Source organism: Stenotrophomonas sp. YJH_SMC_29 (assembly GCF_059371235.1).
The window spans coordinates 58,026-78,857 of the sequence record NZ_JCAFUK010000010.1 but is presented as its reverse complement, the minus strand read 5'-3'; the positions used below and the strand labels follow the sequence as shown (position 1 = coordinate 78,857).

Genomic DNA, 20,832 nt, shown 5'->3' with positions numbered 1-20,832 from the left:
GGCTAAACCTTGCCATCGTGGGAAGGTCAAATCCAGCCTGTCCGCAGTTCCTGAATGGCACCCGGCATCCACGTCCGTGCATGGCCAGATCCACGCATGGCGTGGATCCATCGCCGGCGGCAGCTCGCCTCAGAAGGTGAACACATACTCCAGTGCGAATTCGCGGCCGACCGCGCTCAGCAGGCGGGTCGGGGCGAAGTCATAGTCCAGCTTGTACGGGTCCTTGTGGTTCCAGCTGGCCGAATTGAACACGTTGTTGACGTAGACATTGACCTTGGCGTGCTCGGTCACCTGGTAGCCCACGTTGACGTTCCAGGTGATGAACGGCCCGACCCGGCCGAAGTAGCGCGAGGTCTGCTGGCCGGCATTGGGGTTCGGGTTCACCGAGCCATCCGGCAGCCGTGCCGGTTCCAGGCAGTTCAGCGACGGACTGTCACTGGGCACGTAACCGTCGGCGAACGGCAGGCAGCCGCCGGGGTTGTCCAGGCGATCGGTGCCCCAGTGGTAACGCACGCCCGGCACCGAGCCGATGCGGTCGGCATAGACGTTGGCGTTCCAGTTGCCGCGTTGCCAGGCCAGGCTCGCGCGCAGCTTGCTGCGCAGGTCGCGGTCGCGGCGTTCCGGATTCGGATCGGCGGCGTAGCGCTGTTCCTTGGTCGAGATCTGGTTGGTGTAGTTCACCCCAAGCTGGAAGCTGCCCCACTGGGCGGTCTCCAGCCGGTAACGCGCGGTCAGGTCGATGCCGCGTACTTCGCGGCTGGCCAGGTTGAACGGGCCGCGCTCGATCGACACCAGCCGGCCACTGCTGTCACGGTTCACGCGGGCCAGGATGCCGGCGCAGTAGTCGCCACCGGCCGGATTGGCCCACGGCGTGCCATCGATGTTCTTGCCGGTCAGGCAGCCGGCCTCGCTGGCCAGCACCTCGTCGGCGCCGACGTCGACGATCATGTCTTCCAGCTTGATCGCCCAGTAGTCGGCGCTGACCGACAGGTTGGGCATCACGTCCCAGACAAAGCCGACCGTCCACGAATCGCCGGTCTCCGAGCGCAGCAGCGGCGTGCCGCGCCGGTTCACGTCGAAGGTGTACCAGACATCGGTGTTGCCCACCCCGCAGTTGTTGACCAGGTAGGCGCCGCTCTGGATGCAGCGCAGGCGGTCATAGGTCTGCACTTCGGAACTGCTCGGCTGGCCCAGCAGGTAATGCATGTCCGGCGCATGGAAACTGGTGGCGTATGAGCCACGCACCAGCAGCGATTCGACCGGACGCCATTCCAGGCCAACGTTCCAGGTGGTTTCCTTCTGGCTGCCGATGTCCAGCGCCTGGCTGCTGTCATCGGCCTTGTAGTTGCCGTAGCGGTCGTAGCGCGCGGCTGCGGTGGCGGTCACGCTGTCCAGCAGCGGAATCTTGAACTCGACGCCGGCCGAATAGCGGGTGCGTTCGCCGCCACCGCGGTCAACGTTCTGCAGGTCGAAGTCGATACCGGCGCGCGGGTCCGGGCTGAGGTGATAGCCCTGCTGCGCCACTTCGGCCACGGCGGCGAACGAGATCGGGCCCGCCCAGCCCTGGAACAGCTCACCGGTGATGTCCGCCGAGGCCTGGTTGACCCACGATGACGCGCGGTTCCTCGCCACCGTACCCATCTGCCAGTACTGGTCCGGCGTCAGCGGGTTCCACCAGCGCGACTCGTTCAGCGCGTAGATCGCCTCGCCATCGGCGGTGGTGCCCAGGCGCGGGCCGAGGAAATAGTCGTACGACTTCTGCTCGTCGACCACGTTCTGCCGTTCTTCCACGCGGTAATAGGAACGCCCCACCGTCGCGCTCCAGTCGAAGCGGTCGGCGAGGCGGCCACGCAGGCCGGCGCTCCAGTCCCAGGACAGTTCACGATTGGTGTTGCGCAGCGTATCCAGGCCGCCGACCTCGTTCGGGGTGAACTGGCGCACGCCCAGGATCGGCCGGTTACGGTTGGCGTCCCAGTAATAGCCGTTGGCATCGTCGATCAGCGAGACGCTGGGTGGATTGGTGCCCCAGATCGCTTCGGAGCGGTACACCGCCAGGTTGGTCCAGGCCTGCAGGTCGCTGCTGAAATCGAAGGTGGCATACAGGTTGCCGGACACGTTCTCGGCACCACCGGTGAGCAGCCAGTTGGCGTAGTCAGCGCTCATGCCGCACAGGCGGCCGGTGTTGGTGATGCGGTTGGCGGCGTAGTTGTAGACCAGCCGATCGGCCGTGTAGTACTCACCGTCGAACTTCTCGCAGGTACCGGTGGGTGGCGCCAGGCGCTGGCCCGTCGTCGGATCGATCAGCGCCAGCCCGGCCGTGGGACGGAAGCCGACCTTGCGCTGCTCCATGTTCCAGGACGCATACGGTGCATCATCGGCATCGTCCATCTGCGGGCGATCACGGCCGAACAACGGATCGCGCTTGGTGTACTGCAACGCATAGGTCACGCTCCAGTTGTCCCCTGTCCTGCCGCCGGCCCAGGACAGGTCCCAGGTATCGCGTCCGCCTTCGGTGGAGGTGCCGCCGCGCACGCGCACTTCGTCACCGTCGTAGTTGGTCTTGAGGATGACGTTGACCACGCCGGCGATCGCATCCGAGCCATAGATGGCCGAGGCGCCACCGGTCAGCACTTCGATCCGCTCCACCGCCGCGGCCGGAATGTTGCCGTAGTTGGAGAAGTTGGTTTCGCCGCCGTACGGCAGCGGGTAATCGGCCACGCGGCGGCCGTTGACCAGCAGCAGCGAGCGGTTCGGCCCCATCCCGCGCAGATTCAGCCCGCTGGCGTTGGGCGTGTGCGAACCCCACTGCGAGGCCGCTTCGACGGTACCGGTCGCTTCGGTAAGCGTCTTCAGCGCGTCATACACGCTGACGAAGCCCTCTTTCTGGATCTGCTGCGCGGTGATCACGTTGACCGGGGCCGGGCCTTCGACCGCGGCGCGCTTGATGCGCGAGCCGGTAACGGTGACCGCGTCGAGATCCTGGGTGGAGGGGCTGGCGGCTTCCTGTGCGCTGGCTGCCAGCGGCAACAGGGCCAGGATCAGGGCCTGGGACAGGAGGTGACGACGCTTGTGGACGATCTGAGCCATGGGTGGTTGCTCTTCGAAGATGTGGACGCACGGGCGGACGGTGGCGCGGCACTACGACGGATCCAGGCGCCTGGATCGGTTCACGACCGATACGGCACCTCCCCTGTGGATCGATCCAAACTAAAGCACAGCTGAACCACACCGGGCATGCGGCGATGCAGCAATGCCCGGGGGAATGCCGTTAACGGCTCCCTCTACGCAGAACAATCAAAGGGTTGCGAAACATCATTGAGAGACCGGCGCACGAAGACGTGACACGGTCACGACAGTCGCGCGCGGAACGGTTTTGTCCGCCCTCAGCGATTCCCCTCACCCGAGCGAGTTGGGACGAAGCGGCCATTTCGGAGGGCGTAGTGGCTCGACGTAACGCCTCCGGGCCCATTACCCCACCACTCGATGGTGAACCCGTCGCCCCGCCAGATGACCGAGGAAAAGTCGGATTCACTGTGGGGTCGCCCTGCGTTCTGGCTGGCGAGGGACACGGATTGGAGGCAGCTGCTGACCAGGATCCTGCCGCGTTCAATGGGCTTCGGCGAGGTCAAATCGTAGACGAACAAACGGATCTCGTGCCCCGCCCCACAGTGCCCCATCGGGTTGGACGCGTTTGAATCGAACACCTGATACAGCGCGCGGAAGCGCTTCTTCCCGATTCGATGTACGCGCGTGTCGACGAACGCGCCAGTAGCAGCAGCGGCTAGCGTCACGCCGTCCAGCACAGCGTCCATGCCGCCTCCCTCCGGTCCGGCCGCCGTCCAGATCAACAGTGGGGGCCGTGCCTCCTCTCCAGCTATTGCGGCGATGGGCAGCAGACAGAGAAGCAGCAAGAGCAGTCGAGACATGCGGAAGGAGGGCCATTGCCACGGGGAGTCGGACCCACTGTCAACAATCCCCGCTTGATCGTCTACACGGAAACATGGATGCCCCTGCGTTCCGCTGTTTGGCAGACGGACTGGCGATCCGCGCACGTCAGAAGCGTCACTTTTCGGCAACGGGTGCGCGTTCCGCAGCGGGGTCGGAGCCCTTCTGCGAAGGGATCCGACCCCGCCCTGCGATCAGCCGTCCAGTGCCTGACGCAGTGCGGCCACGGTCGCGGTGCTGGTCTGGCTCCAGTCCGGGTCCAGACCGCGCAGCGCCGGGTTCTGGAACTGCATCGCCGAGCGGCGCAGGCCTTTTGCGGACGCGTGCAGTTCAGTACAGCCACTCCGTCGTGCCACGGCGGCGATGTTGGCCGGCCCCAGGCCCGCACCGGCCATCACCGTGATGCGGCCTGCCGCCTGGGTGACCAGACCGGCGAGCATATCCACGCCCGCTTCGGCGCTGACCTGGCCGCCCGAGGTCAGCACGCGCTGGCAGCCCAGCCCGATCACCTGCTCCAGAGCCGCCGACAGATCGCGGGCCGCATCGAAGGCGCGATGGAAGGTCACCTGCAACGGCCCGGCGGCCTGGACCAGCTCGCGGCAGAGCGCCAGGTCGATGCCGCCCTGCACGTCCAGCGCACCGATCACCACGCCATCGCAGCCCAGCGCGCGGCACTGCGCGATGTCACGCAGCATCAGTTCGGTTTCCAGCGCGTCGTAGTGGAAGTCGCCCGGCCGTGGCCGCACCAGCACGAACAGCGGGATCGACAGGCGTTCGCGGGCAATCGCGATGCTGGCGAAGGACGGCGTGGTGCCGCCCTCGGCCAGGTTGTCGAACAGCTCGATGCGGTCGGCGCCGCCGGCCTGCGCGGCCAGTGCCGAAGCCAGCGAATTGCTGGCGACCTCCAGGGTCAGCCGCGTGCTCACGCCTGGCTGCTCGTGTAGATCGACGGCGAGTCGCGCAGGTCATCCTGGCGCTGCGCATCGCACACCGCGTAGACGAAGCCGCGATGCAGCGCGTAGGCACCGACCTCGCCCTGCTTGTTCATCGCCAGGAAGCAGACCTGCAAGGTCTTGCTCGCTTCAGGCCGCTTGCGTACGACGCGGTCGATCGCCTCGCGGCAGGCCTGCGCCGGCGAACGCCCCTGGCGCATCAGCTCGACCACCAGGAACGAGGCGGCGTTGCGGATCATCTCCTCGCCCACGCCCGAGGCAGTGGCCGCTCCGACGTCGTTGTCGACATACAGGCCAGCACCGATGATCGGGCTGTCGCCGACCCGGCCGTGCAGCTTCCAGGCCATGCCACTGGTGGTGCACGCACCGGCCAGGCGGCCATGGGCATCCAGCGCCAGCATGCCGATGGTGTCGTGGTTGTCGCTGTTACCGGGAATACCTCGCCGCTCGGCGTTGATCTGCGGCTGGTACTTCTCGGTCTTCAGCCACTCGCGCCAGGCCGCTTCGGCCTGCGGCGTCAGCAGATGCTTGCGCTCGAACCCCTGCTGCACCGCGAACTGCTGCGCGCCCTCGCCGACCAGCAGCACGTGCGGGCTGTTCTCCATCACTTTGCGGGCCACCGACACCGGATGCAGGATGTCGACCAGCGCGGCCACCGCGCCACAACGGCCATCGCCATCCATGATGCTCGCGTCCAGGCTGAGCACGCCGTCGCGATCAGGGTTGCCGCAATGGCCGACGGTGGGGTTGCACAGCTCGCTTTCGGCCCAGCGTGCGCCCGCTTCCACCGCATCCAGCGCGCTGCCGCCCTGCGCCAGCACCTTCCATGCGGCCTGGTTGGCCGGCACGCCGAAGTCCCAGGTGGAAACCACCCTGGCCCCACCCTGCGTGCGTGCATGCACGCCCGGCAAGGCCGCCATGCCCGCGGCCAGTGCACCGGCCTGCAGGAACTGCCTGCGATCCACCATCATCCCCTCCCAGTCTGCAATGCGCGGCCGGCCCGATGCCGGCCCCGACGATCAGTCGTGCGTGGGCTGCCGTGCGGCGTGCCAGACCGCTGCGCCGAGCACGCCCAGCTGGCCATGCTCCACGCGCCATACCGGCACCTGGCGCAGCACCTCGGTCAGCACGCCCTTGTTGAGGAAGCGCTCACGGAAGCGGCCATCGGCCAGGAAATCCTGCACATGTGCGGAAATGCCCCCGGCCAGGTACACCGAACGCGCACCGACGGCGATCGCTGCGTCGCCAGCCAGGCTGCCCAGCCAGGCACAGAACACCTGCAGCGTCTCCACCGCCAGGGCATCCTCGCCGCTGCGCGCGGCGCCGATCAGTGCCTCGGTGCTGCTCCACACCGGGGTGACGCCGCGCAGCTCGCACAGGCACGGATACAGGTTCATCAGGCCACTGCCGGACAGCACGCGCTCGTTGTCCACATGCGGCCAGCGCTGCAGCAGCTTGCCCAGCACCTGCAGCTCCAGCGCATTGCCGGCGCCGAGCGCGGCATGACCGATCTCGCTGGCCAGCACCGGGCGCTCGCCATCGGCGAAGCGCAGCGCAGCGCCCAGGCCGGTACCGGCGCCCAGCACCAGTGCCGGGAACGCCTGCGCCGGATCCGCGTCGCCATTCAGCGGCACCAGCGTGTCGGGCTGAAGGAAGGGAATGGCCAACGCCACCGCCTCGAAATCATTGATCAGCTGCAGTTCGCGCAGCCCGGACTGCGCGCGCGTGGCTGCGAGCGACACCGTCCACGGCAGGTTGGAATTGATCAGCACGTCGCCATCGAGCAGGCCGGCGATGGCGACCACTGCGGTCTGCACCGGCTGGCCGAGGCCTGCGGTGAAGTCAGCCAGGATCGCGGCCAGGCTGGGATGCTCGGCACAGGCATAGGTGCGGTGGCTGCCCAACGACGGCGCCCGGCCAGGTGCGGTTTCAGCCAGCGCAAGGCGGGCGAAGGTGCCGCCAACATCGGCGACGACCAGGCGGCGCGGAAGACCGCCGCAGGTGGAGTCGGAGGAAACCGGGGACGCTGCTGCGATGGTCACGCTGGCCTGCTTGGATCGATTGAATCGCCCCGATTCTCAGGCATCGGGGCCACTTTGCCTAGCGCGACGGCGGTTCAGGTTGGCCTACATGCCTTCCTGCTCGGCCACCTGCACCCCGTCCACCAGCACGCGCAGTCGTTGCGGGCGGAAGCCGGCGAACAACAGCGGCCGGGTGCGCTCGACCAGCACTTCGTGGCCGGCGATATGTCGCAGCCACGACTGTACCAGCGAGAACGAGAAGTGGGTGCCCGGATGCAGCGGATGCTGCACCCAGACTTTCTCGGTGGCGCTCTGCAGCAGCATCGCGCCGGTGAACCAGTGGCGGCTGAGGGTGACCGGCGTGGTGCCGGCCATGAAGCGGATATCCATGCGGGGTCCTTTCGCTGGAACGGTGGTGCGGGATCAGGGCTGGGCGGCCTGCAGGCTGTAGCGGGTGGTCGCGGTGAACACCGCGCCATCGGGCTGGGTGGAGCGTACCTCAACCTTGTGGCTGCCCACCGCCAGGTCGGTCGGCAGCGCACCGCGCCAGAGGTGCGGCGATGCGGTGGCCTCCGGTGAGCGGTCGTAGCCGCGCAGGCTGTCGGCCAGGTCGTCGGCCACGTTCTGCACCATCAGGCGCGGATCGGGCTGGCTGACCTGCTTCATCGGCTGCCAGGCGCCACCATCGACGCGGTACTCGACCACGCTGGCATCTTCGCCCATGTACACGTTGGCGTACACGCCCCACGCCGGGTAGGCCCCCTGGCGCAGCACCTTGGGTGCATGCAGGCCGATCTGCTCGCTGGCCGGCTTGCCCGCCACCCGGTACTGCAACCGGTAGCTGCCGTTGCCGGCCACGTCGAGCAGCGCATAGCCCTTCGGCGTGCCATCGCTCATCGTGCTGTCCGGCACGCCGGCGGCATTCTTCACCCCGGACCAGAACGCACCGCAGTTGGCCCCGACGTTGTACTCATGCAGCGGCTTGTCGCCGTTCCAGCCGTCGGCCTTGCCGTGGTAGACGTGCTGCTGGGTGTGGCTGTGGCCGCTGAGCACCAGCACGTTGCGGAAGTCCTTCAGCAGGTCGAACAGGCGCTGGCGGTCGGCGTGGCGGAAGGTCTCCCGCCCCGGTGCCGCGTCGAACAGCGGGATGTGCATGCCCAGCACCAGCAGGCGGTCCTTGTGCAGGCCCTTCAGGTAGCTGGCGAGGAAGGCGAACTGGTCTTCGCGCAGGCCACCGACGTACTTCGGGCTGGCCTTGGGGTCATACACCACGTCGTCCAGGAACACGAAACTGGCGCCGCCCTCTTCCACCGCGTAGGTGTCCGGGCCATAGATGTTGCGCCAGCTGTCCAGCGAATGCGCATCGCTGGCCGCATCGAAGTCGAGGTCGTGGTTGCCCGGCACATGGAACCACGGCACGCCGAGTTCGGTGGTGACCTTGTTGATCGCCGGGTACAGGGTCAGGTCGTCGTTGACGATGTCGCCCAGGGTGGTGCCCATGCGTGCCTTGGTCTGCCCGACCAGCGGCGCCACGATCGACTGCTGGTAGTAGCCGATGTCCTTCAGGCTGGCGGTCTGCGAATCAGTGAACACCAGCATCTGGAAGCCACGACGGCTGTCATGGCGGTCCGACTGCAGGGCGAAATCCCAGTTGCGGGTGACGTCGCCGGTCGCGGCGATGCCGCCGTACTTCAGCGCCGGCGAGCCGCTCGGACGATAGTGGCGCCAGAACGAGGGCAGGCCATCGGCCGCCTTCGGGAACGAATACGCATCGGGCTTGATCACGAATACGGTCTGTCCGTCGCGCACCGGCAGGCTGTAGCTGCCGTCGGCGGCGGTCCTGACGATGGTCTCACCGTTGGAGACCTGCACTCCGGACAGGCCAGGATCGGTCGCACCACGCCCCGGTTTGCCGTCGCGCTCCAGATACACCTTGCCGGTGACCACGGTATCCGCGGCCCAGGCCGGCGAGGTCAGCAACAGGCAGCACAGCCAGGCGGCAGGCAGTTTCATGGGAGAGATCCGGCAAAAAGAGACGCGGTATTGTAGAGCCGAGCCACGCTCGGCTGCATTTCCGGCGGGTAGTGCCGGCCGCTGGCCGGCAACCTCATGATCGTCGGGCATCTGGGGGTTGCCGGCCAGCGGCCGGCACTACCACGCTTCAGCGATGGCGCTTTTCCAGTACTGCCCGCGCATCATCCAGCGACAGCCCGCGCGCGCGCAGCAGCACCAGCAGGTGGTACAGCAGGTCCGAGGCCTCGCCCAGCAGCGCCTCGTCATCCTGCGCCACCGCCGCCAGGGCGGTCTCCACACCCTCCTCGCCCACCTTCTGCGCGATGCGGCGGATGCCACCCTCGAACAGGCTGGTCGTATAGCTGCCGGGCGGGCGCTGCGCCTCGCGCATGGCCACCAGCTGGCCCAGCCCGCCCAGGAAATCCTTCGGCGCCTGGTCGAAACAGCTCTCGGCACCGGTGTGGCAGGTCGGACCGGCCGGGCGTGCCATCACCAGCAGCGTATCGGCATCGCAGTCGACACGGATCGATTGCACCACCAGTACGTTCCCGGACTGCTCGCCCTTGGTCCACAGCCGTTGCTTGCTGCGGCTGAAGAAGGTCATGTGGCCGATGGCCAACGTGGCGGCCAGCGATTCGGCGCTGACATAACCCAGCATCAGCACCTGCAGGGTATCGGCATCCTGCACCACCGCCGGCAGCAGGCCGTCGCCCTTGCCCCAGTCCAGCGCCTGCAACGCGTCCGGAGAGGGCCTCACTTCAATAGACATCCCGCACCTCGATCTGCTGTGCGCGCAGGTAGCGCTTCAATTCCGGAATGGCGATCGCGCCGCTGTGGAACACACTGGCGGCCAGCGCGCCGTCGACGTCGGCCTGGTCGAAGGCTTCGGCGAAATGCCCCATCGCACCGGCACCGCCGGAGGCGATCAGCGGCACCTGGCACAGGGCCCGCGCCTGCTGCAGCTGCGCGACGTCGTAGCCGCGGCGCACGCCATCGCTGTCCATGCAGTTCAGTACGATCTCGCCCGCGCCACGCCGTTGTGCTTCGACGATCCAGTCCAGGGTGCGCAGCGGCACCGCCTGGGTCTTGTCCGGATCGCCGCTGAAACGACGCACCCGCCATTGCCCGTCGGCCTCGCGCACCGAATCGACGCCCACCACAACGCACTGCACGCCAAACTCGTCCGCCAGCTCGGTGATCAGCTCCGGCCGGCCCAGCGCCGGCGAATTGATCGACACCTTGTCGGCACCGGCAAACAGCACGCGGCGCGCGGTTTCCACGCTGTCGATGCCACCGGCCACACAGAACGGAATGTCGATCAGGCGCGCGATGCGCTCGATCCACGCCACGTCCACCGAACGCGCTTCGGGACTGGCGCCGATGTCATAGAACACCAGCTCGTCCGCGCCCTGGTCGCGATAGCGCTGCGCCAACTCGGCGATGTCGCCCATGTCGACGTGGTCGCGGAAGCGCACGCCCTTGACCACGCGGCCGTCGCGCACGTCCAGGCAGGGAATGATGCGGCGGCTCAACATGCCAGCGCCTCCGCCAGGTCCATGCGCTGCTCCAGCAGCGCCTTGCCGAGAATCGCACCGCCACAGCCAGCGGCACGGGCCTCGGCTACATCGGCCACGTCACGGATGCCGCCGGACGCCTGCACCGCCACGCCCGGCAGCAATGCCGACAGGTGCTGGTAGAGGCCGATGTTGGGCCCGGCCAGCATGCCGTCGCGGGCGATGTCGGTGCACAGCAGGTGGCGCATGCCGGCGCGCGCGTAGCGCTGGGCCAGCTCGTCCAGGGTCACCCCGGCATTTTCGGTCCAGCCGTGCACCGGCAGCTGCCATTGCCCCTGTGCATCCTGGCGTGCGTCGAGCGCGATCGTGATGCGCTCGGCGCCAAACTCCCCCAGCCAGCCGACCACTTCGTCGGGGCGGCGCACCGCCAGCGAACCGACCACCACGCGGCCGGCGCCAGCGTCGAGGATGCGCGCAACGTCGTCACGGCCACGCACACCACCGCCAGTCTGCACCTGGAGTGGCGTGTGCGCACGGATCGCCGCCAGCAGCGGCGCCAGCGTGTAGCCACCGGCGCGGGCGGCATCCAGGTCGACCAGGTGCATCCATTGCGCGCCCTGCGCGGCGAAGGCCTGCGCGCGCGGCAACGGGTCATCGCCATAGGAGGTTTCCTGCGCATAGTCGCCCTGGCGCAGGCGCACCACGCGGCCATCACGGATATCCAGCGCGGGGTAGACGATGAAACTCATGCAGCAGTGCCCTCAAGGAAATTGCGCAGCATCAGCGAACCGGTTTCGCCGGAGCGCTCGGGATGGAACTGCGCGCCGTAGTAGCGGCCCTGCTCCACCACGGCAGTGAACAGGCCGCCATGGTCGCAGGCAGCCACCGTGTGGGTGTTCAGTGGCGCCGCATAGCTGTGCACGAAGTAGGCGCTGGCGCGCTCGGGTACCCCGCGCAGCAGCAGCGACTCACGCAGCGGCAGCAGTCGGTTCCAGCCCATGTGCGGCACGCGGATGCCACAGGCCGGCACCAGCTTGCGCACCACCCCGGGAATCAGTCCCAATGTCTCCACGCCGGCCTCTTCGGAGCGCTCGAACAGCAGCTGCATGCCCAGGCAGATGCCCATCAACGGCACCTCCAGCCGCTGCAGCGGTTCCACCAGGCCCTGCGCATGCAGGCGCTGCATGCCGGGACCGGCGGCGCCGACGCCGGGCAGGATCACCCGCTGCGCACCGGCCAGGCCGTCCGCATCGCGCACCAGCCGCACCGTCGCGCCCAGTCGCTCCAGTGCGTAGCGCACCGAACCGAGGTTGGCGCCACCGGCATCGATCAGCGCAACGTCGCTCACAGCGCCCCCTTGGTGCTCGGCAGCGCCGTGCCCTGGCGGGCCAGCGCCGGGCGCAGTGCGCGCGCCAGTGCCTTGAAGCAGGCCTCCACCTTGTGGTGATCGTTGTCGCCGCGCACCTGAAGGTTGAGGTTCAGGCCGCTGGCATCGCACAGCGAGCGGAAGAAGTGCGGCACCAGCTCGGTGGGCATGTCACCCACCCGCTCGCGCTTGAACTCGCCCTCGAACACGAAATATGGCCGGCCACTGAAGTCCAGCGCGGCGCTGGCCAGCGTCTCGTCCATCGGCAGCGTGAAACCGTAGCGGCCGATGCCGCGCTTGTCGCCCAGCGCCTCGCGCAGGGCTTGGCCCAAGGCCAGCCCGGTGTCTTCGATGGTGTGGTGCTCGTCGATGTGCAGGTCGCCCTCGGCCTGGATGTCCAGCGCGAAGCCGCCGTGCTTGCCGATCTGTTCCAGCATGTGGTCGAAGAACGGCAATCCGGTGGAGATGCGTGCATCACCGGCACGGTCCAGGTCCAGTTCCACGCGGATCTTCGTTTCTTTCGTGTTGCGCTGGACCACGGCGGTACGCGGTGCGTCGGCCAGCGCGTGGGCAATGCCCGGCCAGTCCCACTCGCCACCGAACTGCTCGGTGCGCAGCTGGAAGCCCCGGATGTTGAGGTTGTCGGCGAACTGCAGGTCGGTGATGCGGTCGCCGACCATGCCCGAGCGCGCCCAGTCGATGCTGCGGTCCTGCAGGTAAGCCGTCATCAGTCCGATGCCCGGCTTGCGGGTCGGCGCATTGTCGTGCGGCCAGCTGCAGTCGATCAGCACGTCACGGAACGTGATGCCCTGGCTTTCGAAGATCTGCAGCATCAGGTCGTTGGGGCCGTCGAAGCTGGCACGCGGGTAGCTGTCGCTGCCGAGGCCGTCCTGGTTGCTGACGATCACGAACTGATAGCCTGCGTCGCGCAGCTTCAGCAGCGCCGGGATCACCAGCGGCACGAAGCGCAGCTTTTCGTAGGCGTCGATCTGGAAATCGGACGGCTCTTCGATGAGGGTGCCGTCGCGGTCGATGAACAGGATCGGGGTCATGCTGCGGCCCTCCGCGCCGACAGGGCCGCAAGCACGCGGTCATTCTCTTCGGGACTGCCGATGCTGATGCGCAGTGCATCACCCAGTTGCGGCGCCGCGCGCTGGTCGCGCACCACCACGCCTGCGTCCAGCAGCGTATCGAATGCGGCCTGGGCATCGGCGAAGCGTACCAGCAGGTAGTTGCCGGCCGAACGGTACACGCGACGAACGCCGGGCAGGCCCGGCAGCGCTGCGGACAGGCGCTCGCGCTCGGCGATCACCGTCGCCACGCGCTCGGCGGTGCGCGCCAGCGCGTCGGGGTGCAGTGCCTGCACGGCCAGTTCGGCGCACGGGGTCGGCACCGGGTACGGCGCCTGGCAGCGGCGCAGCACGGCAATCAGCTCCGGTGCGGCGATCAGGGTTCCAATGCGGGCCGCGGCCAGCGCATGCGCCTTCGACAGCGTGCGCAGCACCGCCAGGTTGGCGTGCGCGGCCAGCAACGTCGTCGCCGACGGGCGCTGCGCGTATTCCACATACGCCTCGTCCACCACGACCAGCGCCTGTCCGCGCAGCGCAACGGCCACGCGCTCGACGTCGTCCAGCGCGATGTCACTGCCGGCCGGGTTCGACGGCGCGCACAGGAACACCAGCGTGGCATTGCGGGCCTTGGCCGCGTCGATCACCGCATCCAGGTCGGTGCGCAGGCCATCCTTGCTGTCCACCAGCGGCACTTCAATCAGTGCAGCCCCCTGCAGCCGCGCGCACACCGCATACATGCCGAACACCGGTGGCGTGACCAGCACGCCATCGCGGCCCGGCACGCACAGGGCGCGCACCAGCAGGTCAATGGCTTCGTCACTGCCACGGCCGATCAGCAGCTGCTGCGCCTGCACGCCATACAGCGCGGCCAGGCCCTCGCGCAGTGCCAGCGGCTGCGGCTCCGGATAGCGCCGGCTGCTGCCCGCCGCATCGGCCGGATTGGCCCAGGCCGACTCGTTGGCATTCAACCAGACTTCGCCCTGCACCGCCGCGCTGCGCGCCGAACTGTAGCCGGCGAACGCCTGCAGGTCCGGGCGCACCAGCGCCAGCACGTCCTCGATCGCCGCGCTCATGCCGCCGCCTCCATGCGCAATGCCACCGCACGCTCGTGGGCATCCAGGCCTTCGGCGCTGGCGATGATGCGCGCGCAGCCGCCAATCGCCGCCAGGCCGGCGGCGCTGGCGCTCTGCACGCTGATCAGGTTCTGGAAACTGGCCACGCTGACACCACTGTAGGCGCGCGCGGCACCGGCGGTGGGCAGCACGTGGTTGGTGCCGCTGCAGTAGTCGCCCAATGCCTCGGGGGTGTAATCCCCCAGGAACACCGAGCCGGCTGCCTGCACCTTGTCCAGCCACGCGCGCGGTTCACGCAGGGCCAGGATCAGGTGCTCGGGCGCATAGCGGTTGCTGATCGCGAACGCCTCGGCCAACGCATCGACCAGGATCAGCCGCGACGCCGACAAGGCCTGCCGTGCGATCTGCTGGCGCGGCAGCAGGGCGACCTGGCGCTCCACCTCGGCTTCGACCGCGGCCAGCATCGCCGCATCGTCGGTCAGCAGCAGCACCTGCGAATCCGGGCCGTGCTCGGCCTGCGACAGCAGGTCGGCGGCGACGAACGCTGGATTGGCGCCGGCATCGGCGATCACCAGCACTTCCGAGGGACCGGCCGGCATGTCGATGGCGGCGGCGCCGTCCTGTGCGACCTGCTGCTTGGCTTCGGTCACGAAGCTGTTGCCCGGCCCGAACAGCTTGTCGCAGGCCGGAATGCTGGCCGTGCCATAGGCCATCGCGGCGATCGCCTGCGCGCCGCCCAGCTTGAACACGCGCTGCACGCCGGTCAGCCGCGCGGCCACCAGCACCGCCGGATCAGCCGTGCCATCGGCACGCGGCGGCGTGCACAGCACCACCTGCGGGCAGCCGGCCAACTGCGCCGGCACGCCCAGCATCAGCGCGGTGGACGGCAGCGGCGCGCTGCCGGCCGGCACGTAGAGCCCTACCCGTCCGATCGGACGCAGCATGCGTTCGCAGACCACCCCCGGCGCGGTCTCCACCGCGTATCCCTTGCCCATGCCGGCGGCGTGGAAGCGGGCGATGCGCTCGGCGGCATCCACCATGGCCTGGCGCAGTTCGGCGGGCACGGCGGCTTGTGCAGCGGCGAATTCGGCTTCGCTCACTTCAAAGGACGAGAGCTCGACACCATCGAAACGCGCGGTGATCGCACGCAGCGCGTCGTCGCCCTGCGCACGCACCTGCGCGATCAGCGCAGCCACCGCGTCGCGGGTCTGCTGCGCCACGGTCTGCACCGGGCGGGTCAGCGCGGCGCGGCGCGCGGTTTCATCAAGTCGGGACCAGGTCAGACGGTTCATGCCAGCGACCGCTCCACGCTCAACACCATCAGGCCCTGCGCGCCGGCGCGCTCGAGTTCTTCCATGCGCTGCCAGCTCAGCGGGCCCGGGCACATGGTCTGCAGGCGCAGCGCGCCGCCATCGGCCGGCAGCCGCACCAGCGGCTCGGCATCGGCCAGCAGCTGCGCCAGCGCGTCGACGCGATCCTCGCTGGCGCGGAACATCAGCAGCTTGCGGTCCTGGCGCTGCACCACGCCGTCGAGGCGGCGCAGCAGCATCGCGCGCAGCGATGCGCGCGCATCATCCGGTACGCGCACCGCGCCGGCCAGCACTGCTTCGCTGTCGAGCAGGTTGTGTACCGGGGTCAGCTGATTGGCGCGCAGTGTCGCGCCGCTGGACACCAGATCGCAGATCAGGTCGGCCGTGCCCAGGCGCGGTGCGATTTCCACCGAACCGGACAGCTCGACCACCTGTGCATCCACGTTCTGCTCGGCCAGCCACTGCTTGAGGATGGCCGGGTAGCTGGTGGCGATGCGGGTACCGGCCAGCTGCGCCGGTCCCTGCCACTGCCACTCCTCGGGTACTGCCAGCATCAGCCGGCACTGGCCAAAGCCCAGCCCGCGCAACGCCTGGTAGGCATCGGGCAGCCCGATCTGGCGCCGCGCCGCGGCCTGCTCATCCAGCTCGTTGCGGCCCACGATGCCGAGGTCACAGACGCCGTCGGCGATCAGGCCGGGGATGTCGTCGTCGCGCACCAGCAGCAGGTCCACCGGCAGCGATTCGCCATAGCAGAACAGCTTGTCGCGGCTCTCACGCCAGCTCAGGCCACACGCGCTGAGCAGGTTGCGGGCGGGCTCGGCCAGCCGGCCACTCTTCTGGATGGCGATACGCAGCCGGTCTCGTGCCGGCGCTGCCTGGGTTGCACTCATGGGGGAGGTCTCGAAGTTCGGAACGGGGCGCGGATCAGCGCAGGGCAAGGCGGTCGATGGCAGCGGCATAGCCTCGATGGCCATGCTCGAGCGTGCGCGCCACCCGTCCGGTGGTGGTCACGCTGACGCCGGTGCGCTCGTGGATCTCGCGGTACGGCACGCCCTGCTGCAGCAACGGCACCACCTTCCAGCGGTCGGCCATGGCCTCCAGCTCGGCCGGGGTGCAGAGGTCGCGCAGGAAGGCCTCGACCTGCTCCGGCTCGCGCAGGGCGGCAAAGGCCCGGGCCAGGGCTTCCAGGTCGGCCTTGGGGTCTTTGGCTGCAATCTCGGGGCGGGCTTTCACGGGTCGGGTCCATGCATCAATGTAATAGCGCGTTAGTACATTAGCGCATTCTTGCGCGGTGCGTCAAATCGGGGGTTGGGGGGCGGCAAGGCTGCCCTGCACCCGCAGAGGCAAGAGCCAGAGCAACAGCAAAAGGCGGTTTCCCGAGGGTTGGCGGGATGGATCCGGTTGAGGGGGGCGCTGCAAGTACGTCCATGTAAGCTCGGTCGCCGCATCCATGCGGCTCACGCCCCCTCAACCGGACCCACCCCGCCTTCGACAGTTGACCGCGATCTGTCAGAACAGCATGGATCGGATCGGAACCGGCTTTTGTAGAGTCGAGCCATGCTCGACTGCGCTTCGCCCGCAAACGCAGAACGCCCACCAAAGGGCGGGCGTTCTGCTTTCAAATCAACAATCTGGCCGACTCAGGGCAGGCAGCGCACCTCGGCCTGCAGCGCCTCGCGCCGCAGGCATTCGCCGAACAAGATGCCCTGCCGGCTCGGCAGGGACTGGATGTTTTCCAACGCCCCTGCGCCGGCCGGACACGTCCGCGAGGCCAGGGCCTGCAGGTCGCCCTCCAGCTGCGCGCGATCGATCACGTGGCAGCGATCGACCTGCAGCCGGTACTGTGCCGGCCCTATCCGTGCACTGCGCAGCGCCGGGTCGCTCTGGCAGCCCGCCAGCAGGAGCACGCACAGCGCCCCTGCGGCGGCCCGCATCACGCCATTGCCTTGGACTGCTCCAGCTCCACCTGCAGGGTGCTGGCCAGCTCGTCGCGGGAGACTTCGAACTGCTGCTCGCGCAGCAGGTCCTTCACCGCCACCACGCCACGTGCCAGCTCGTCCTCGCCGGCCAGCACCACGAAGCGGATGCCGGCTTTGGCCGCGTACTGGAACTGCTTGCCGATCTTCTTCGGCTCCATCTGCACCTCGGTGTTGATGCCACCGGCGCGCAGGCGGCGCGCGATGTCCAGCGACTGCGGCATGCCCTGCTCGTCCATCAGTGCCACCAGTGCCTGCACGCTGCTGGCCTCGATGCCGTCGATCAGGCCGGCTTCGCGCAGCTGCCAGAACAGGCGCGACAGGCCGATGGAGATGCCCACGCCCGGCAGCTTCGACTTGCTGTAGTGGCTGGCCAGGTCTTCGTAGCGGCCGCCCGAGCAGATCGAGCCGATCTGCGGATGGTCGGTCAGCGTGGTCTCGTAGACGGTGCCGGTGTAGTAGTCCAGGCCGCGCGCAATGGAGAAGTTCAGGCAGTACGCGGTTTCCGGCACGCCCAGCGCCTGCACCAGCTGCAGCACCTCGCGCAGTTCGGCCACGCCAGTGCGCAGGATCTCCGAAGAACCGGCGTCGGCTTCCAGGGCAGCCAACTGCGCGAGCGCATCGGCATGCCCCTGCGAACGCACGGCTACGAACGCCAGGATCCTCTCGACCTGTTCGGCCGGGATGTTGAAACCCTCGCCCACCAGCGTCTCGCGCACGTAATCGGCGCCGCGCTTGTCCAGCTTGTCCACTTCGCGCAACACCGCCAGCTGGCGCTCGCCTTCGGCCACGCCCAGGCTTTCGAAGAAGCCGCGCATCAACTTGCGGTTGTTCAACTGGATGCTGAAATCGCCGATGCGCAGTTCCGAGAACACGGCGTGGATGACCGCCAGCACCTCGGCGTCGTAACGCACGCTCAGGCTGTCCTTGCCGATCACGTCGATGTCGCACTGGTAGAACTCGCGGAAGCGGCCGCGCTGGGCGCGTTCGCCACGGTACACGCGCTGCATCTGGTAGCGGCGGAACGGGAAGGTCAGCTCGTGTTCGTGCTCGGCCACGTAGCGCGCCAGCGGCACGGTCAGGTCGAAACGCAGCGCCATTTCCGGCAGCGAACGGTCACCCGATTCGGCCGCATTGGCCAGCGCACCGGTGGACTGCACGAAATACACCTGGCGCTCAGTCTCGCCACCGGACTTGGTCAGCAGCACGTCGGACAGTTCGAACACCGGCGTCTCGACCGGCAGGAACCCGAAGCGCTCGTAGTTGCGGCGGATGACGTCCAGCATGCGCTGGAACGCAATCTGCTCGCGCGGCAGCAGCTCAAGGGTGCCGGGCGGGGTACGGGGCTTGATCACGGGCGGAACTCCTGCTGGAACGGGACGTGGGAGGGGGCGACATTCTAGCGCCCCCGCCCCCGGCAGGGTCGAACGGCCGCTTGAAGTATCATAAGGCCCTCCCCGCCCGCGATACGCCCCCGCAACATGTCACGGCCTTCCGGCGCTCCGCCCGCCAACAACGATCCCGCCGCGCCGTCCTGCATCACGCTGGACTGCCTGCACTGCTCGGTTCGCCACCTTGCGGTGTGCTCGGCGTTGTCGCCCGATGAAGTGCAGGCGCTGGAACAGGTCACCGTTTCGCAGCAGGTCGGCATGGGCAGCACCCTGGCCCGCACCGGTGAGGAGCGCCAGCATGTCTATACATTGACCGGCGGCGCGCTGCGCCTGGTTCGCACCCTGGCCGACGGCCGGCGCCAGATCAGCGGCTTCGTGCTGCCCGGTGACTACCTCGGGCTGAGTGGCAGCGATCACCACCGCTACGACATCGAAGCGATCGCCGACAGCCGCGTCTGCCGGGTCGCGCTGCCACAGATGAAGGCGCTGCGCAGCCGCTTCCCGCACCTGGAGCGCAAGCTGCTGCAGCGCGCCTGCCAGGAACTGGACGCCGCCCAGGATGCGGCGCTGGCATTGGCACGCCTGCAGCCGGCCGAGAAGCTGGCCGATTTCCTGCTGCGCCTGGCCGCACGCGAGGCCAGGCTCGGCGGTGACGGCCTGCGCGTATCGCTGCCGATGGGGCGTGGCGATATCGCCGACCACCTGGGCCTGACCATGGAAACGGTCAGCCGCACCTTCACCAAGCTGCGCCAGCAGGGGCTGATCGCCCTGCCCCACCTGAACGTGGTGGAGATCCTCGACGAGGACGGGCTGCGCACGCTGGCCGGTGAAGGATTGATCTGACCGCATCGCGGTTCGTGGGGTTGCCGGCCAGCGGCCGGCACTACCCGTGTTGCATCCTCCATCTGCGATCAACGCATCAACACCTCACGCAACGCCGCGTAATCGGCCGCCAATGGCTCGGCATGCGCCGGTCGCTGCAGCAACGCGTCCAATGCCGGCGGCACCGCGACCGGGCCGCCGATCAACGGCTCCACCACCGCCTCGAACTTGGCCGGATGCGCCGTGGCCACCACCGCCCAGTCGCCCTTGGCACCGCGCGCGCGCAGGTCCTGCAACACCTTCACCGCCGTCGCCGTGTGCGGGCAGAACAGCTCGCCACTACTGGCATGCGCGGCCGCAATTGTCGCGCGGATGGTCACGTCATCCACCGCGAACGCGCGGAAGGCGGCGCGCAGCTCGGCATCATCACCGTGATAGAGCCAGCGCAGGCGCTCGAAGTTGCTTGGCGCCCCCACATCCATTGCGTTGGCAACCGTGGCCACACTGGCCTGCGGCTGATAGTCGCCACCGTTGAAGTACGCCGGCAGCACCGCATTGGCATTGGTCGCCAGCACGATCTGCCCGATCGGAACGCCCAGCGCGCGCGCCAGCACTGCGGCCATCGCATTGCCCAGATTGCCGGTCGGCACCACCAGATTGAGCCGACGACGATGCGCTGCGTAGTGGGTCAACGCCGCATGTGCGTAGTAACTCATCTGAGGGAGCAGGCGGCCGAGGCTGATGCTGTTGGCCGAGCTGAGCGGCACCTGCGCCTGCAGGTCACGGTCGGCCAGCGCCTGCTTGACCATGGCCTGGCAATCGTCAAACGCCCCGGCCACACGCAGCGCCTGGATGTTGTCGCCGAAGCAGCCAAGCTGATGCGCCTGCCGCGGTGACACGCGGCCATCCGGGTACAGCACCACCACACGCACGCCCGGCTGGCGATGGAAGGCTGCCGCCACGGCGGCACCGGTATCGCCAGAGGTGGCGACAACGATCGTCAGGTCGCGGTCCTTGCCGGCCTGCAGCCGCGACAGCGTTCCGGCCAGGAAACGCGCGCCGATGTCCTTGAACGCCGCCGTCGGCCCATGGAACAGCTCCAGCACATGGTCGCCGTTGCCAAGTGCACGCAGCGGCACCGGGAAGTCGAACGCCTCGCGGCAGATCGACGGCAACGCGGCCTCGAGCGCGTCAGCGGCGAAGAACGGTGCCAGCAGGTCCGCGGCGGTATCGGCCAGCGTCGCCCCGGCCTGCAGCTCACGTGCCGCCGGCAGGGTGGCGGGCACATACAGCCCGCCGTCGGGTGCCAATCCTGCAGCGATCGCGGCGCTGAGGCCAACGGCCGGAGCTTGGCCGCGGGTCGAAACAAAGTGCATGG

At 68.3% G+C, this 20,832-nt stretch carries 20 protein-coding genes; 1 reads left to right on the top strand and 19 read right to left on the bottom strand.

From position 1 onward, the window contains the following. Window positions 1-129: 129 nt before the first annotated feature. From AC5P9I_RS12625 to hisS, 18 genes are all read right to left on the bottom strand, one after another. Window positions 130-3,087: a TonB-dependent receptor plug domain-containing protein gene (locus AC5P9I_RS12625; RefSeq protein ID WP_057494487.1), complete on the bottom strand. Its 2,958-nt coding sequence runs from the start codon at window positions 3,085-3,087 to the stop codon at window positions 130-132. A gap of 296 nt (window positions 3,088-3,383) precedes the next feature. Next, on the bottom strand, window positions 3,384-3,812 hold the full coding sequence (locus AC5P9I_RS12620) for a hypothetical protein (protein ID WP_231353063.1): 429 nt from the start codon (window positions 3,810-3,812) through the stop codon (window positions 3,384-3,386). Between the two features lie 327 nt (window positions 3,813-4,139). Continuing rightward, window positions 4,140-4,871, bottom strand: coding sequence for a copper homeostasis protein CutC (locus tag AC5P9I_RS12615; RefSeq protein WP_130768146.1), 732 nt, complete (start codon window positions 4,869-4,871; stop codon window positions 4,140-4,142). Beyond that, window positions 4,868-5,866 carry a glycosylasparaginase gene (locus AC5P9I_RS12610; RefSeq protein ID WP_130768147.1) on the bottom strand — a complete coding sequence of 333 codons (999 nt, stop codon included), beginning with the start codon at window positions 5,864-5,866 and terminating at the stop codon, window positions 4,868-4,870. The genes AC5P9I_RS12615 and AC5P9I_RS12610 overlap by 4 nt, the downstream gene beginning before the upstream one ends. A 51-nt stretch (window positions 5,867-5,917) precedes the next feature. Continuing rightward, window positions 5,918-6,940, bottom strand: coding sequence for a glucokinase (locus AC5P9I_RS12605; RefSeq protein WP_130768148.1), 1,023 nt, complete (start codon window positions 6,938-6,940; stop codon window positions 5,918-5,920). A gap of 84 nt (window positions 6,941-7,024) precedes the next feature. Continuing rightward, window positions 7,025-7,309: a hypothetical protein gene (locus AC5P9I_RS12600; RefSeq protein WP_005409434.1), complete on the bottom strand. Its 285-nt coding sequence runs from the start codon at window positions 7,307-7,309 to the stop codon at window positions 7,025-7,027. A 33-nt stretch (window positions 7,310-7,342) separates the two neighbouring features. Next, on the bottom strand, window positions 7,343-8,932 hold the full coding sequence (locus tag AC5P9I_RS12595) for a calcineurin-like phosphoesterase C-terminal domain-containing protein (protein ID WP_130768149.1): 1,590 nt from the start codon (window positions 8,930-8,932) through the stop codon (window positions 7,343-7,345). A 148-nt stretch (window positions 8,933-9,080) separates the two neighbouring features. Next, window positions 9,081-9,701 carry a bifunctional phosphoribosyl-AMP cyclohydrolase/phosphoribosyl-ATP diphosphatase HisIE gene (hisIE, locus tag AC5P9I_RS12590; RefSeq protein WP_130768150.1) on the bottom strand — a complete coding sequence of 207 codons (621 nt, stop codon included), beginning with the start codon at window positions 9,699-9,701 and terminating at the stop codon, window positions 9,081-9,083. Then, window positions 9,691-10,467, bottom strand: a complete 777-nt coding sequence (gene hisF, locus AC5P9I_RS12585; RefSeq protein WP_130768151.1) for an imidazole glycerol phosphate synthase subunit HisF — start codon at window positions 10,465-10,467, stop codon at window positions 9,691-9,693. The genes hisIE and hisF overlap by 11 nt, the downstream gene beginning before the upstream one ends. After that, entirely contained in the window at window positions 10,461-11,195 is a 735-nt protein-coding gene (hisA, locus tag AC5P9I_RS12580; protein ID WP_049471326.1) for a 1-(5-phosphoribosyl)-5-[(5-phosphoribosylamino)methylideneamino]imidazole-4-carboxamide isomerase, read from the bottom strand. The genes hisF and hisA overlap by 7 nt, the downstream gene beginning before the upstream one ends. Further along, on the bottom strand, window positions 11,192-11,794 hold the full coding sequence (gene hisH, locus AC5P9I_RS12575; protein WP_049471324.1) for an imidazole glycerol phosphate synthase subunit HisH: 603 nt from the start codon (window positions 11,792-11,794) through the stop codon (window positions 11,192-11,194). Before hisH ends, hisA begins: the two co-directional genes overlap by 4 nt. Continuing rightward, window positions 11,791-12,864, bottom strand: a complete 1,074-nt coding sequence (gene hisB / locus AC5P9I_RS12570; RefSeq protein WP_130768152.1) for a bifunctional histidinol-phosphatase/imidazoleglycerol-phosphate dehydratase HisB — start codon at window positions 12,862-12,864, stop codon at window positions 11,791-11,793. Before hisB ends, hisH begins: the two co-directional genes overlap by 4 nt. Then, window positions 12,861-13,955: a histidinol-phosphate transaminase gene (gene hisC / locus AC5P9I_RS12565; RefSeq protein WP_130768153.1), complete on the bottom strand. Its 1,095-nt coding sequence runs from the start codon at window positions 13,953-13,955 to the stop codon at window positions 12,861-12,863. The genes hisB and hisC overlap by 4 nt, the downstream gene beginning before the upstream one ends. Beyond that, window positions 13,952-15,247, bottom strand: a complete 1,296-nt coding sequence (gene hisD / locus AC5P9I_RS12560) for a histidinol dehydrogenase (protein ID WP_495223786.1) — start codon at window positions 15,245-15,247, stop codon at window positions 13,952-13,954. Before hisD ends, hisC begins: the two co-directional genes overlap by 4 nt. Further along, window positions 15,244-16,155, bottom strand: a complete 912-nt coding sequence (gene hisG / locus AC5P9I_RS12555; RefSeq protein WP_021202834.1) for an ATP phosphoribosyltransferase — start codon at window positions 16,153-16,155, stop codon at window positions 15,244-15,246. The genes hisD and hisG overlap by 4 nt, the downstream gene beginning before the upstream one ends. 34 nt (window positions 16,156-16,189) lie before the next feature. Further along, entirely contained in the window at window positions 16,190-16,498 is a 309-nt protein-coding gene (locus AC5P9I_RS12550) for a YerC/YecD family TrpR-related protein (RefSeq protein ID WP_049471317.1), read from the bottom strand. A gap of 407 nt (window positions 16,499-16,905) precedes the next feature. After that, entirely contained in the window at window positions 16,906-17,199 is a 294-nt protein-coding gene (locus tag AC5P9I_RS12545) for a hypothetical protein (RefSeq protein ID WP_223017406.1), read from the bottom strand. After that, complete coding sequence (hisS, locus tag AC5P9I_RS12540; RefSeq protein WP_053504968.1) at window positions 17,199-18,596, bottom strand: histidine--tRNA ligase; 1,398 nt, start codon at window positions 18,594-18,596, stop codon at window positions 17,199-17,201. The genes AC5P9I_RS12545 and hisS overlap by 1 nt, the downstream gene beginning before the upstream one ends. Before the next feature lie 126 nt (window positions 18,597-18,722). Here hisS and AC5P9I_RS12535 point away from each other — a divergent pair, with 126 nt between their 5' ends. Then, the gene (locus AC5P9I_RS12535) at window positions 18,723-19,475 is read left to right on the top strand and encodes a Crp/Fnr family transcriptional regulator (protein ID WP_049471312.1); all 753 of its coding nucleotides are present in this window, start codon (window positions 18,723-18,725) and stop codon (window positions 19,473-19,475) included. Window positions 19,476-19,543: 68 nt separating this feature from the next. On the opposite strand, the gene thrC is transcribed toward AC5P9I_RS12535, so the two are convergent. Next, complete coding sequence (gene thrC / locus AC5P9I_RS12530; protein WP_053504969.1) at window positions 19,544-20,830, bottom strand: threonine synthase; 1,287 nt, start codon at window positions 20,828-20,830, stop codon at window positions 19,544-19,546. Window positions 20,831-20,832 lie beyond the last annotated feature (2 nt).

Excerpts from the sequence above, each read along its gene's own strand:
- AC5P9I_RS12625 (WP_057494487.1), bottom strand. The coding sequence starts at position 3,087 with ATGGCTCAGATCGTCCACAAGCGTCGTCACCTCCTGTCCCAGGCCCTG.
- AC5P9I_RS12620 (WP_231353063.1), bottom strand. The coding sequence starts at position 3,812 with ATGGACGCTGTGCTGGACGGCGTGACGCTAGCCGCTGCTGCTACTGGC.
- AC5P9I_RS12610 (WP_130768147.1), bottom strand. The coding sequence starts at position 5,866 with ATGGTGGATCGCAGGCAGTTCCTGCAGGCCGGTGCACTGGCCGCGGGC.
- AC5P9I_RS12600 (WP_005409434.1), bottom strand. The coding sequence starts at position 7,309 with ATGGATATCCGCTTCATGGCCGGCACCACGCCGGTCACCCTCAGCCGC.
- AC5P9I_RS12595 (WP_130768149.1), bottom strand. The coding sequence starts at position 8,932 with ATGAAACTGCCTGCCGCCTGGCTGTGCTGCCTGTTGCTGACCTCGCCG.
- hisIE (WP_130768150.1), bottom strand. The coding sequence starts at position 9,701 with ATGTCTATTGAAGTGAGGCCCTCTCCGGACGCGTTGCAGGCGCTGGAC.
- hisF (WP_130768151.1), bottom strand. The coding sequence starts at position 10,467 with ATGTTGAGCCGCCGCATCATTCCCTGCCTGGACGTGCGCGACGGCCGC.
- hisA (WP_049471326.1), bottom strand. The coding sequence starts at position 11,195 with ATGAGTTTCATCGTCTACCCCGCGCTGGATATCCGTGATGGCCGCGTG.
- hisB (WP_130768152.1), bottom strand. The coding sequence starts at position 12,864 with ATGACCCCGATCCTGTTCATCGACCGCGACGGCACCCTCATCGAAGAG.
- hisC (WP_130768153.1), bottom strand. The coding sequence starts at position 13,955 with ATGAGCGCGGCGATCGAGGACGTGCTGGCGCTGGTGCGCCCGGACCTG.
- hisD (WP_495223786.1), bottom strand. The coding sequence starts at position 15,247 with ATGAACCGTCTGACCTGGTCCCGACTTGATGAAACCGCGCGCCGCGCC.
- hisG (WP_021202834.1), bottom strand. The coding sequence starts at position 16,155 with ATGAGTGCAACCCAGGCAGCGCCGGCACGAGACCGGCTGCGTATCGCC.
- AC5P9I_RS12545 (WP_223017406.1), bottom strand. The coding sequence starts at position 17,199 with ATGCGGGCCGCCGCAGGGGCGCTGTGCGTGCTCCTGCTGGCGGGCTGC.
- AC5P9I_RS12535 (WP_049471312.1), top strand. The coding sequence starts at position 18,723 with ATGTCACGGCCTTCCGGCGCTCCGCCCGCCAACAACGATCCCGCCGCG.
- thrC (WP_053504969.1), bottom strand. The coding sequence starts at position 20,830 with ATGCACTTTGTTTCGACCCGCGGCCAAGCTCCGGCCGTTGGCCTCAGC.